General features: G+C 65.8%; 8 protein-coding genes. 1 reads left to right on the top strand and 7 read right to left on the bottom strand.

Annotated features, from left to right (window positions below):
- Positions 1 to 6 precede the first annotated feature (6 nt).
- The 4 genes from ACN20X_RS25515 to ACN20X_RS25500 form a co-directional block, all read right to left on the bottom strand.
- Entirely contained in the window at positions 7 to 1,671 is a 1,665-nt protein-coding gene (locus tag ACN20X_RS25515; RefSeq protein ID WP_016445743.1) for a Na/Pi cotransporter family protein, read from the bottom strand.
- 256 nt (positions 1,672 to 1,927) lie between these two features.
- Positions 1,928 to 2,443, bottom strand: a complete 516-nt coding sequence (lspA, locus tag ACN20X_RS25510; RefSeq protein ID WP_016445744.1) for a signal peptidase II — start codon at positions 2,441 to 2,443, stop codon at positions 1,928 to 1,930.
- Positions 2,444 to 2,461: 18 nt separating this feature from the next.
- A complete protein-coding gene (gene ileS / locus ACN20X_RS25505) occupies positions 2,462 to 5,317 on the bottom strand; it encodes an isoleucine--tRNA ligase (RefSeq protein ID WP_016445745.1) in 2,856 nt (951 codons plus the stop codon).
- Positions 5,318 to 5,422: 105 nt separating this feature from the next.
- Positions 5,423 to 6,472 carry a bifunctional riboflavin kinase/FAD synthetase gene (locus ACN20X_RS25500; protein ID WP_034347642.1) on the bottom strand — a complete coding sequence of 350 codons (1,050 nt, stop codon included), beginning with the start codon at positions 6,470 to 6,472 and terminating at the stop codon, positions 5,423 to 5,425.
- A 157-nt stretch (positions 6,473 to 6,629) separates the two neighbouring features.
- On the opposite strand from ACN20X_RS25500, the gene ACN20X_RS25495 reads away from it, so the two are divergent.
- Positions 6,630 to 7,238, top strand: a complete 609-nt coding sequence (locus tag ACN20X_RS25495) for an HNH endonuclease (protein ID WP_016445747.1) — start codon at positions 6,630 to 6,632, stop codon at positions 7,236 to 7,238.
- A gap of 9 nt (positions 7,239 to 7,247) precedes the next feature.
- On the opposite strand, the gene ACN20X_RS25490 is transcribed toward ACN20X_RS25495, so the two are convergent.
- From ACN20X_RS25490 to ACN20X_RS25480, 3 genes are all read right to left on the bottom strand, one after another.
- Positions 7,248 to 8,594 carry a methyltransferase domain-containing protein gene (locus ACN20X_RS25490; protein WP_016451093.1) on the bottom strand — a complete coding sequence of 449 codons (1,347 nt, stop codon included), beginning with the start codon at positions 8,592 to 8,594 and terminating at the stop codon, positions 7,248 to 7,250.
- Between the two features lie 91 nt (positions 8,595 to 8,685).
- Positions 8,686 to 10,755, bottom strand: coding sequence for a sensor histidine kinase (locus tag ACN20X_RS25485; RefSeq protein ID WP_016451094.1), 2,070 nt, complete (start codon positions 10,753 to 10,755; stop codon positions 8,686 to 8,688).
- A complete protein-coding gene (locus tag ACN20X_RS25480; RefSeq protein WP_016451095.1) occupies positions 10,743 to 12,722 on the bottom strand; it encodes a sensor histidine kinase in 1,980 nt (659 codons plus the stop codon). Before ACN20X_RS25480 ends, ACN20X_RS25485 begins: the two co-directional genes overlap by 13 nt.
- Positions 12,723 to 12,828 lie beyond the last annotated feature (106 nt).

Here is a 12,828-nt window from a genome sequence, read left to right as displayed (position 1 = left end):
GGCGCCTCAGCGCGCCGCCTTGTCCAGCGCCGATTCCTTGAGCCGGCTGGGCGCCAGGGCGCCGGCCGATTCCAGGATGGGATAGGCCACAGAGCACAGCAGCGAGTTGATGCGCTTGAGGTCGCTGATGAGGTCGATGTGCAGCGAGCTGGTCTCTATGCTGGAGACGGTGTTGTCGGACAGGCGGGCCAGGTGGGTGGCCGAGTAGGCCAGTTCCAGATCGCGAAAGCGCGCCTTTTCCTCCAGCAGCTTCTGGGCCTCGCGCACATTGCCGTTGAGAAAGACGCTCATGGCCAGGCGCAGATTGTCCAGCAGGTGGTGCAGCAGCTCGCGGATCTCCTGCGTGCCGGCCTCGGAGAACTGGCGGCCCTTCTTGATCTTCTTGTCCTCGATGTCCAGCAGCACGCGCTCGATGATGTCCCCGATCTGCTCCATGTTGATGGTGAAGCTGATGATTTCCGTCCAGCGCTGGCCCTCGCGCTCATCCAGTTCGGCGCGCGAGATCTTGGTCATGTAGTACTTGATGGCCGAGTACAGGTCGTCCACCGTGCCTTCAAGCTCGCGCAGCTCCTGGGACAGCTTGAGGTCGTCTGTCTCCAGCACGCGCTGCATGCCGATCAGCATGGACTCGACCATGTCGGCCTGGTGCAGGGCCTCGCGCGCGGCGCAGGAAATGGCCAGCGACGGCGTGCTCAGCGCCGACGGGTCCAGGTGGCGCGGGCGCAGCAGGCTGGTGGAACTGGCCTCGGGCTTGGGCAGCAGGGCCGTCACCCAGCGCGCCACGGTCTGCGTCAGGCCGATGAAGCACAGGCTGTTGAAGATGTTGAAGGCCAGGTGGAACAGCACGATGTTCTGGCCCTTGCCGTCGATCAGCGGCATCACATAGGTGGCCCACAGCCCCAGGAAGGGCGCCACGATGGCCACACCCATGATCTTGAACAGCATGTTGCCGATGGTGACCTGGCGCACTTCCACGCTGGACTTGGCCGTGGTCAGCACGGCCACCAGGCCGCTGCCGATGTTGGCGCCCAGCGTCAGGCCCAGCGCCACTTCCATGGGAATCGCGCCCGAGCTGGCCATGGCCGCGATCAGCAGCACGATGGCCAGGCTGGAATAGGCCATCACGGCCAGCAGCGCACCCAGCAGCAGCTCCATGAAGATGTCGCTGGTGACAGAGGCCAGCAGGGTGCGCACGGCGGGGGCTTCCAGCAGCGGCTCGGTGGCATCGACCACCAGGCGCAGGGCCAGCAGCATCACGCCCAGCCCGATGAGCACGCGGCCTATGCGCCCGGCCGTGGTGTCCTGGCGCGTGATGAACAGCACCACGCCGACAAAGATGAACAGCGGCGACAGCCAGGACAGGTCGGTGGAGAACAGCACGGCCATCAGCGCCGTGCCCACGTCGGCGCCGCGCATCACGGCCAGCGCGGCCGGCAGCGAGATCAGGCCCTGGCCCACGAAGGCCGAGGTCATCAGCGAGGTCGCCGTGCTCGACTGCACCAGCGCAGTCACGCCCAGGCCGGACAGCGCGGCCGAGAAGCGGTTGCTCATGCTGTGGGCGAGCAGGTTGCGCAGGTTGGCGCCGAACACCCGCAGCACGCCGGTGCGGACCATGTGCGTGCCCCAGACCAGCAGGGCGATGGCGGCCAGTAGATTGAGTAAGTGCTTCATGTGCTGTGAGCGGAGAAGCGGACCAATATAACCCCGGTCCCGGCTTGCGCGCAGGAGAGTCGGCCGCATGAGCGCACAGTTTGGTGCGAAATAAGGAAAATTGTAGAAATAAAACGAATCGAAAAGAATTTCGGTTGACCCAAAACGCACTCAGGAAAACCCGAGGAAAACCCGCCGGCATGCAGCCGGTGGCCCCCTCAATGAAAAAGCCCCTCGCAAGAGGGGCTGGCGGCGGCGGCTCCGGTTGCGGCAGGGATCAGGCGCCCTTGGCCCGCCGTGCGCGCAGCACCTCGTCCAGGATCAGCAGGGCCGCGCCCACGCTGATGGCGATGTCGGCCGCATTGAAGGCCGGAAAGTGCGAACGGCCCCAGTAGAAGTCCAGGAAGTCCACCACGTAGCCGTGCTGCAGGCGGTCCACCACGTTGCCGATGGCACCGCCCAGGATGCTGGCCAGCGAGAAGCAAAACAGCTTCTGCCCCGGATGCTTGCGCAACTGCCAGACGATGAGCAGCGTGGCCGCCGCGCCGATGCCCACGAACAGCCAGCGCTGCCAGCCACCGGCTCCAGCCAGAAACGAGAAGGCCGCCCCCGTGTTGTGGGCCCGCACGATATTGAAAAAGCCCGTGATCGGCGTCCAGTCGCCCAGCTGGTAGGCATCAAGGATCCACTGCTTGGTGAGCTGGTCGATGGCGATGATCGCCAGCGACCAGGCCAGCCAGGGCCAGATGCGGCGGCTGCGGGATTCGGGGACTGCGGCAAAGCTAGGGGTCATGGCAGCGCCTCGGTGGGATTACGCCTTGCGGCGCTCTTCGCCGGCACCGTGCAGGTTGCTGTCGCAACGGCCGCACAGGCTGGGGTGCTCGGGGTTGATGCCCACGTCGGCACGGTAGTGCCAGCAGCGGTCGCACTTGGCATGGCTGCTGGGTGTGACGGCGGCCTGCAGCGTCTCGCCCGCCAGGGCCTCGGCGGCCGAGGTGATGAAGACGAACTTCAGGTCGTCGCCCAGGCTTTGCAGCAGGGCCAGGTCTTCGGGCTGCGCCGAGACACGGACTTCGGCCTGCAGCGAGGAGCCGACCCGGCCTTCGGTGCGCACGGCCTCGATGTCCTTGTTCACCACGTCGCGGATCTCGCGCAGGCGGGCCCACTTGGCCAGCAGGGCCTCGTCGCCGGCCGGCAGGTCGGTGTAGGTCTCCAGGAAGATGGACTCGCTGTCGCCGAAGACCTTCCAGGCCTCTTCGGCCGTGAAGGACAGGAAGGGCGCCATCCAGCGCAGCATGGCGTGCGTGATCTGGTGCAGCGCGGTCTGGGCGCTGCGGCGGGCCAGGCTCTTGGGCGCGCTGGTGTACAGGCGGTCCTTGAGCACGTCCAGGTAGAAGCCGCCCAGGTCTTCCGAGCAGAACAGCTGCAGCTTGGCCACCACGGGGTGGAATTCGTAGACCTTGTAGTGGGCCAGCAGCTCGGCCTGGAACTGGGCCGCGCGGGCCAGGGCCCAGCGGTCGATTTCCAGCAGATCTTCGGTGGCAACCGAGTCTTTCGCCGCGTCGAAGTCGCTGACGTTGGCCAGCAGGAAGCGCAGCGTGTTGCGGATGCGGCGGTAGGCGTCCACCACGCGGGCCAGGATCTTGTCGTCGATGCCCAGGTCGCCCGAGTAGTCGGTCGAGGCCACCCACAGGCGGATGATCTCGGCGCCCATCTTGTTGCTCACGTCCTGCGGGGCGACGGTGTTGCCCAGCGACTTGGACATCTTCTTGCCCTGGCCGTCCACGGTGAAGCCGTGGGTCAGCAGGCCGCGGTAGGGCGCGCGCCCGAAGATGGCCGAGGCCAGCAGCAGCGACGAATGGAACCAGCCGCGGTGCTGGTCATGGCCTTCCAGGTAAAGGTCGGCCTCGGGGCCCTGGTCGTGGTGCATGTCGGCGTGCGTGCCGCGCATCACATGCCAGAAGGTGGAGCCGGAGTCGAACCAGACTTCGAGGATGTCGGTGCTCTTGGTGTAGTGCACGGCTTCCTCGGCGCCCAGGATGTCCTCGGCCGTCACGCGGCTCCAGGCCTCGATGCCGCCTTGCTCGACCATGGCGGCGGCCTGGTCGATGATCTCCATGGTGCGCGGATGCAGTTCGCCGCTGTCCTTGTGCAGGAAGAAGGGCAGGGGCACGCCCCAGCTGCGCTGGCGCGAGATGCACCAGTCGGGCCGGCCGGCGATCATGTCGCGCAGGCGGGTCTTGCCGTTCTCCGGGTAGAACTGGGTGTGCTCGATGGCTTCCAGCGCGATCTGGCGCAGCGTCTGCGCGGGCTTGTCACCGGGCTTGGTGAACACTCCCTCGCCCTCATCCATGCGGATGAACCACTGGGCGGCGGCGCGGTAGATCACCGGCGTCTTGTGGCGCCAGCAGTGCGGGTAGCTGTGGGTGATGGTCGTGGTATCCAGCAGGCGGTCGCCCAGCTTGAGCGCATCGATGATGACGGGGACGGCCTTCCAGATGTGCTGGCCGCCGAACAGCGGCAGCTCGGGTGCGTAGACGCCGTTGCCCTGCACGGGGCTCAGGATGTCATCGCGCGTCATGCCGTTGTTCATGCAGCTGTTGAAGTCGTCCACGCCGTAGGCGGGGGCCGAGTGCACGATGCCGGTGCCGTCATCGGCCGTGGCGTAGTCGGCCAGGAACACGGGCGAGACGCGGTCAAAGCCCTTGTCCACGTGGGCCAGCGGGTGCTTGAACTGCAGGTGGTCCAGCTTCCTTCCCACGGCGGTGGCAAGGACCTGGCCTTCGAGCTTCCAGCGTGCCAGGCATTTGTCGACCAGGGCGGAGGCCACGATCAGCAGGCCGCGCTCGGTATCCACCAGGCTGTATTCCAGCTCGGGGTTGACGTTGAGCGCCTGGTTGGCGGGGATGGTCCAGGCCGTCGTCGTCCAGATGACGATGAAGGCGGGCTTGGCCAGCGAGGTCAGGCCGAAGGCGGCCGCCAGCCTGTCGGGCTCGGCCGTGGGGAACATCACGTCCAGCGTCTGGCTTTGCTTGTCGGCGTACTCGATCTCGAACTCGGCCAGCGAGGAGCCGCAGTCAAAGCACCAGTACACCGGCTTGAGGCCGCGGTAGACGAAGCCGCGCTCCATGACACGCTTCAAGGCGCGCAGCTCGGCGGCCTCGTTGGCGTAGTTCATGGTCTTGTAGGGATGGTCCCAGTCGCCGAGCACGCCCAGGCGCTTGAAGTCCACCATCTGCTGGGCGATCTGCTCGGTGGCGAATGCACGGCTCTTGGCCTGCATCTCGTCGCGCGGCAGATTGCGGCCATGCAGCTTTTCGATGGCGTTCTCGATGGGCAGGCCGTGGCAGTCCCAGCCCGGCACGTACATGGCGTCGAAGCCCTCGAGCTGGCGGCTCTTGACGATCATGTCCTTGAGCGCCTTGTTCACCGCATGGCCGATGTGGATCTTGCCGTTGGCGTAGGGCGGGCCGTCGTGCAGGATGAACTTGGGCGCACCGTGGCGCGCATCGCGCAGCTTCTTGTAGATGCCCTTGTCCTCCCATTCCTGGACCCAGCCCGGCTCGCGCTTGGGCAGATCGCCGCGCATGGGGAAGGGCGTGTCGGGCATGTTCAGCGTGGCGCGATAGCCCGCATTGGCGTTGGGAGAGACTTTCGAATCAGACATGGAGAACCTTGAAAGCAGGCCAGAGCCCGGACCGTCTGGTCCAGGCACGGGAAAAAGGGGAGGAAGCCTGGTGCGCACCCGCGCCCGGGCAGGTGACGGAGATCGTCAAATTCGGTCGCGCGTGGTCTGGCGACGGGTCTCGGTGTAGATGGGTGTGTGGATGGTGGCGAAGAACGCGCGTGCGTCATCGCAGTCCTTGGCGATGCCGGCGGTGAGGGCGTCGAGACTGTCGTACTTCAGCTCGTCGTGCAGTTTGTGCAGAAGTTCCACGCGGATGATTTTACCGTAGGCCTCTTCGCCTCCCGGCGCGCCGGGCCAATCGAGGCAGTGGGTTTCCAGCAGGACGCGCCCGCCGTTGACATCCGTCGGGTCCAGGGAAGGGCGCACACCGAGGTTGGCCACGCCGCGCAGAGGACGCTCATGCAGTCCGTGGACCAGTACCGCGAAGATGCCGCTGGCCGCGGGCTTCCAATGGTTGAAGCGCAGGTTCAGCGTTCGAAAGCCGTCGCCCGCGCCCTGGCGGCTTTCGGCCAGGCTGCGGCCCAGCTTGCGCCCGTGGACCACATGGCCGGAGATGGTGTAGGGATGACCCAGCAGCCGCGCCGCATCCTGCATGCGCCCCTCGGCCAGGGCGCAGCGCACATGGGTGCTGGACACGCGCAGGCCATGCACTTCGTAGCTGTTCATGCGGGCCACGTCAAAGCCCTGGCGCTGGCCTGCCGTGTCCAGCATGGCGTAGTCGCCCGCGCGCTGGGCGCCGAAGCGGAAATCGTCGCCGACCAGCACGTATTTCGCGCCCAGGCCGGCCACCAGCACCTCATCGATGAAGGCCTGGGGCGCCTGGCTGGCCAGCGCCCGGTTGAAGGGCAGCACCACGGTCTGGTCCACGCCGCAGCGCTGCAGCTCCGACAGCTTGTCGCGCAGCGTGCCTATGCGCGCCGGCGCGATCTCGGGCCGGCCCAGGGCCTGGGCGAAGTAGTCGCGCGGATGGGGCTCGAAGGTCAGCACGCAGGTGGGCACGCCACGCTGGGCAGCTTCAGCCGACAGCAGGGCCAGCATGGCCTGGTGACCCCTGTGAACACCATCGAAATTGCCGATGGTGACGGCGCAGGCCGGTTCTCGCCCTGGATGGTTGAAGCCTCGAAAAATCTTCATGGGACGCTTTGTTTTCAATAGCGGCTGGCACGCGCGCAGCCAGCGCAGGCTGTCAATCCGACACGGAAACAGAGTATATTGCCTCGATAAGGCCTGCCTTGCAGGCCCTGTGCACTGGCTGCATTCCCGTTCACCTTGGTGTCAGAGGAGGCGTGTCGTGAAGGTCTTGAAGCTGTCGGCCCAAGGGCTGCCCCAATCCTGGATTACGCTGGAGCAGGCGGCGCTGCATTACGCGGCGGACGATGTGCGCTGGGAGTCCGGCGGGGAAGTCGCCTGTTTCCGCGGTGGCCACAATGCCGTCACGGGCTGCCAGTCGGTCATCCACATCAACAGCATCATCGGCACGCGCGGTGCGCCCTCCATCAATCCGCACAGCCTGCAGCCGGGCCTGACCAACGGCAAGCTGTTCGCACGCGACCGCTGCATCTGCGCCTACTGCGGCCGGGTCTTCCACGAAAACGACCTCACGCGCGAACACATCGTGCCCATCTCCGCAGGCGGCGGCCATCACTGGATGAATCTGGTGACTGCCTGCCGTTCCTGTAACCACCGCAAGGGCGCCCGCACGCCTGAACAGGCGCGCATGCCCCTGCTCTACACGCCCTATGTACCCAGCCTCTGGGAAGACTTCATTCTGCGCAACCGGCGGATTCTGGCGGACCAGATGGAGTTTCTGCTGCTGCACGTGCCCAGAAGCTCGCGCTGGGCGCGCGATAGCCTTGTCGGGGACGGTGGTGCGCCCACGCACGAGGTGGCGTGGGCTTGATGAGAACTGTCAGGCAGCGGTCTTGGTTGCGGTCACGACGAAGCCCTGAACCGGTTGCCCGCCTTCCTGCCGCAGCACCAGTTCCTCGGTCGATACGCTGAAGCCCGCTTGCTTGCACAGTGCTTCGATATGGCTGCGCTTGTGGGCGTAGCGTTGGCTGTTTTGCAGCACCAGGTCGGGGCCGTCTTCTGGCGCAGTTTCGCAGGAGAAGATGAATTCGCCACCCGTCTTCAGAATGCGCGCCGAATTGGGGATGACCGTAGCTGCATCGCCAACGTAGATCAGTACATCGAGGCAGGTGATCACGTCATACTCGCTGTCCGGAGTGTCGCGCAGGGCATCCAGCAGGCTCACGTTGTGGAAACGGTCATAGATGCCGTGCCGTGCCGCCTGTTCGATCATTTTCACGGAACTGTCCACGCCGATCAGGAAGCCCTGCATGGAGCCCAGACAGACACCCAGCAGGCCTGTGCCACAGCCCAGGTCCAGCAGGTTAAAGTCCTTTTCTGGATTGCGCGCGACCAACTGTTCTGCGACGCGTTTGGGCAGCTGGTAGCCGAGGCCACGCACCATGTGCATATCGTATTGCTCGGCCATTCCGTCGAACAAGGGCCTGTGCATCTCAACAGGCTGGTGTGCCGGGGTTTCGCCCCGGGCCAGGGCTGCGTAGTAGATCAGCGTGGCATCCTCGGGGGATCGTTCCTGCAGCATGCGGATGTCAGGCTGTGCCGCAGCAGGCTCGCCGCGTGCGATGCAGGCCTTGATTCGGCCAATGCGCAGTGACGGCTGCTCGGGCTGCTCCTGTACCAGGGCGTCCCAGATCTGCCCTGCCTCGGCGTGTTGCTGCAGGCTGCTCAGATCGTTGGCCAGATACTGGCGCAGCATGGTGTCGCCGGGAAATAGCTCCAAGCCTCTGCGCAGGTGCTCCACGGCCATTGCGGTATGACCGGCGCGGTGGGCGATGTCCACCACGCCTGCCAGTACCTGCGGATTTCCAGGCTCGATGCGCGCCACTTTCTCAGCGAGTTCCAGAGCAGAATCGAATTGGCTGCGACGAGCCCGATAGAGCGCGGTTTCCAGCAGGCCTGGTCCCCACATGGGCGCCAGTTCGAGGCAGCGTTCGAATGTCTCTTCGGCTTTGGCGTGATTGCCGGCTTTCTCCGCCATCAGCGCCGCCAACATGAAGACGCGTGCGTCGTTCGGCATCTGGCGCTGGGCCTTGTTCAGGGTCTGTGCGGCTTTCTTCAGATTGCCTTGCTCAATCTGTTGGCGGGCCGCTTCCAGATGCTTGCGATTGATGTCGACGGGGGTAGAGATAACGCTCATGGACAGAAAAATAGGTGTGCGCGGGCGCATGGGCCGGAGGTGGCTTGGAGCACGCGTTCCAAACAGGGATTGCGCCAGTGGCTAACTTTTCATTATCGTGGATTCTCCAGGGCGCCTTGTTTCAAGCCGCTGTCTGCAAGGTTTTGGACTGCGCAGCGGCAGCGGGATGCGGCGGCAGCGTGAGCGTGAAGCTCGTGCCACCTTCCGGTGAAGGTGCCGCCTGTATGTCGCCGCCATGCAGTCGCGCAATGCGCCGGGCGACCCACAGGCCCAGGCCGAAGCCGCGGGCCTGGTCGGAGCGGTGGCCGCGCTCGAAGCGCTCGAAGATGCGCAGCGCCAGCTCGGGCGCCAGGCCTGGGCCCTGGTCGCTGACGGTGAGTTCCAGCTGACCACGGTCGTCGGTGCGCGCGCGCACGGTGATTTCTCCGGCCTTGGCGTACTTCACGGCGTTGTCCACGAGGTTGGACAGTGCGATGCGGATGAGCGTGGAGTCGCACTCCCAGATGGCGGGCGCCTGCGCGCTGTCCAGGCGCAGACGGTGGCGGCGAGACCAGTGCACGAGCTGCGCGGCATCATCGACCAGCTCCATGACGGGAGCGCGGTGCAACTGCAGCCTGAAGGCGGGAGCGTCCAGGCGGTCGCTGATCAGGCAGTTGTCCACCAGGGCCGTGAGGCGTCTGCAGGCGCGCCGGATCTGGGCGGCGCGTTCGAGCTGGGAGTCGATGTCGGGGGAGGGAAAGGAAAGTTGCTCGGTGGCGGCACTGTCCACCACGGCCAGCGGCGTGCGGAACTCATGGTTGACCATGTTGAAGAACTGCCGCTGCTCCAGTCGCAGCGTGCGTTCGCTGTGCAGCGCCGCCTGCAGCGCGTTCTGCGCCCGCAGCAGCTCGGCCGTGCGCAGCCGCACGCGCTCTTCCAGCGCATGCTCGGATTTGGCCAGGGATTCGAGCAGTTGTGCCTGGCGTGCCATGGAGTCCCGGAATTTCTGGATCAGGCTGGCGCCGACGGCCACGGTGATCACGATGTTGACCAGCAAGGTGTTGAGCTGCCAGAAAACGCTGGTCTCTATGGTGGGCAGGCTGGCAAGGCCCACATAGGCTGCCGTCACGTACAGCCCCATGAGCCCGTACATGGTGCTGGGAACGACCATCAGCACATGGACCAGGCTGGCACGATCGCGCAGCAGATTGCTCCATGCGACCACCGCAAACAGCGCGCTGATGGCCCAGGGCGCGCCGACCCCTATCCAGGCCCAGTCCTGGTAGCGGCCGAGCGGGATGCTTGGCAGGCACAGCAACGGGATGATTCCCAGGGCGAGCAGGGCCCGGTCCATGCGCCGCCAGCGTGTGTCGCGGGTCAGCAGCTCGCGCATCTGCCAGGCCAGGGCGGCGGGAAGCATCAGGGTGCCAAGGCTGACGCACAGATGGCCCCAGTGCGCCAGATGGTCGGGCAGCCAGATCTGCAGGTAGCCCCGGTCGCTGGCGCCGTGTATCAGTACGGCGATGGCTGCCACGGCCATGGCGGCCAGTTTGCGCAACCGCAAGGCCAGGGCTGCCCCGATGATCAGCAGGGCCAGCATGAGGTTGATGCCCTGGTGGATGCCCGATGCCCATTCCACGGCCGAGAACTGCGTCATCAGACCGCTGCTGCGCCAGATCGTGGCGTCCAGCTGCATGGGGCTTGAGGTCTGCACGCGCAGGATGAAGGGCTGGTCCGTGTACAGCGGAAACACGAGCTGGCGCACATGGACCCGTGGTTCGCCGGTTGCCGTATCGCCGCTGCTGCGCATGCGCCAGGCGCCGTCCATGTACTGGTACAGCGCGACCTGGTCCAGGTAGCTGGGCAGGATCTCCAGCCACAGAGGGTCCTGCTCGGGGTCGATCTTCCCGGCCGCGATATAGGGAGCCTGCACCTTGAGCCAATACACATCGCGCGTGTAGCCCTTGTTCAGCGGTGTGTCCAGCGCGGTGAAGTCCGTATCGGGCAGTGCTGCCACCTGGTCGATGGTGAGGCTGCCCTGCGCATCGACAAGCGCCAGCATGGGCAGGTCCGTGCCCAGCTGCAGGCGCTTGGCTGGAAGGGACTGCCAGGCCGGACTGAGGATGAAGCAGACCACCAGCACCAGCGAAAACACCAGCCAGCCCGGCAGCGCCAGACGGTTCAGGACACGCAGCAGGTTCAGGATGCGCATGGCGAGGCGGGCTGTGTTGCAGCTGCGGCAAGGCCGCTGTCTTCGGGAATGCTGCAGGGCAGCGTCAGCGTGAAGCAGGTGCCGCCGCCCGCAGCTGGCGTGACCTGCACATCGCCGCCGTGCATCTGGGCCACGCGCCGGGCCACCCACAGGCCCAGGCCGAAGCCTCGGGTCTGGTCCGAGCGCTCTCCGCGCTCGTGCAGCTCGAAGATGCGCTGCGCCAGCTCGGGCGCCAGGCCAGGGCCCTCGTCGCTGACGGTGAGCTCCAGCCGGCCCTGCCCGTCCAGGCGGGCACACACGGCGATTTCGCCGGCCTGGGCGTATTTCACGGCGTTGTCCACGAGGTTGGACAGGGCGATGCGCACCAGCGTGGGATCGCACTGCCAGGAGGCGGGGATGCCGGCAGTCTCCAGCCTCAGATGATGGCGGCGCGACCAGTGCACGAGCTGTACGGCATCGTCGATCAGGTCCGTCACCGGAACCCGGTCGAGCTGCAGCCGGAACGCAGGCGCGTCCAGGCGGTCGCTGACCAGGCAGTTGTCCACCAGGGCCGTGAGGCGCCTGCAGGCACGCCGGATCTGGGCGGCCCGCTCCAGTTGGGAGTCGATGTCGGTGGACGGAAAGGTCAACTGCTCCGTGGCCGCGCTGTCCACCACGGCCAGCGGCGTGCGGAATTCATGGTTGACCATGTTGAAGAACTGGCGCTGCTCCAGCCGCAGGGTGCGTTCGCCGTGCAGCGCGGCCTGCAGCGCGTTCTGTGCATGCAACAGTTCGGCCGTGCGTGTGCGTACCCGGCCTTCGAGCGCGTGCTCGGAGCGGGCCAGCGACTCCACCAGTTGCGCCTGCCTGTCCATGGAGTTCTGGAATTTCTCGACCAGGCTGGCGCCCACGGCAATGATGATGAGGATGTACAGCAGCAGCGATTCCAGTTGCCAGTACATGCCGGCTTCGATGTCGGAGGACACCAGCCCCGTGAACGCTGCAGCCACGTGGATGCCCATGACCGCATGCAGCGTGTAGGGAATCAGCACCAGCAGGTTGACGATGCTGGGGCCCAGCCGGAGCAGGTTCTTCCAGGCCACCAAAGCGCTCAGCATGCTGGCCATCCAGGGGACGCTGACTCCGAGCCAGGCCCATTGCGTGTAATGCCCCATGGGAATGCTGAGCAAGGCCAGCAGCGGCGCCAAGGTCAGCAGCACCAGCATGCGGTCGATGCGGCGCCAGATCGTTCCGCGCGTCAAGGTCTCGCGTGCCTGCCAGGCAAAGGCGGCAGGCAGCAGGAAGACGCCCACGCTCACCCAGATATCCGCATGCGGCGCCCAGGGCTCGGGCAGCCACAGCTGGGCATAGCCGCGCACATTGGCGTTGTGGGTCAGAACCACGAACGCCAGCAGCGTCATGGCCATCAGGCTGCGCATGCGAAGGGCCAGGGCTGCGCCGGCGATCAGCAAGGTCAGCACCAGGTTCACGCCCTGGTGCACCCCCGAGGCCCACTCCACGCTGGACAGCCAGGCCATCAGCCCCGTGCTGCGCCAGACCGTGGCGTACAGCTGCATGGCGCTGCTGGTCTCGATGCGCAGCACAAAGGGCTGGCCGGCGCGCAGTGGAAACACCAGCTGGCGCACATGGATGCGCTGGGCCATGGGCACCGTGTCGCCGCTTTCGCGTGCCTGCCACAGGCCGTGCGCCTGCTGGTAGAGCGTGACCCTGTCCAGATAGGTGGGCGTGATCTCCAGCCACAGCGGATCATTGCCGGCCAGCGCACTGGCGGGTGCGAGGGCAGGCATGGCAACCCTCACCCAGTAAGCCTGGCGGGTATAGCCCTCGTTCAGAGGCGTGCGCCGGGTTTCGAAGGCATCATCGGGCAGGGCCGCGACCTGTTCAATGGTCATGCTGCGGCCCGCATCGGCAAGCACCTGCATCGGCAGGTCCTTGCCCAGACGCAGTCCCTTGTCAGGGGGAGACATGGTTGCCGGGCTCAGCACGAAAAATGCGAGCAGCCCGAGCGATACCGTGATCCATGCAATAAAAGTAAATTTTTGTGTGTTTCTCTGAACTGTGAGCATTCGAGAG

The sequence above is a fragment of the Delftia sp. PX-1 genome (assembly GCF_055797465.1).
This window is presented reverse-complemented; position numbering and strand designations above follow the sequence as displayed.

Excerpts from the sequence above, each read along its gene's own strand:
- ACN20X_RS25515 (WP_016445743.1), bottom strand. The coding sequence starts at position 1,671 with ATGAAGCACTTACTCAATCTACTGGCCGCCATCGCCCTGCTGGTCTGG.
- lspA (WP_016445744.1), bottom strand. The coding sequence starts at position 2,443 with ATGACCCCTAGCTTTGCCGCAGTCCCCGAATCCCGCAGCCGCCGCATC.
- ileS (WP_016445745.1), bottom strand. The coding sequence starts at position 5,317 with ATGTCTGATTCGAAAGTCTCTCCCAACGCCAATGCGGGCTATCGCGCC.
- ACN20X_RS25500 (WP_034347642.1), bottom strand. The coding sequence starts at position 6,472 with ATGAAGATTTTTCGAGGCTTCAACCATCCAGGGCGAGAACCGGCCTGC.
- ACN20X_RS25490 (WP_016451093.1), bottom strand. The coding sequence starts at position 8,594 with ATGCGCCCGCGCACACCTATTTTTCTGTCCATGAGCGTTATCTCTACC.
- ACN20X_RS25485 (WP_016451094.1), bottom strand. The coding sequence starts at position 10,755 with ATGCGCATCCTGAACCTGCTGCGTGTCCTGAACCGTCTGGCGCTGCCG.
- ACN20X_RS25480 (WP_016451095.1), bottom strand. The coding sequence starts at position 12,722 with ATGTCTCCCCCTGACAAGGGACTGCGTCTGGGCAAGGACCTGCCGATG.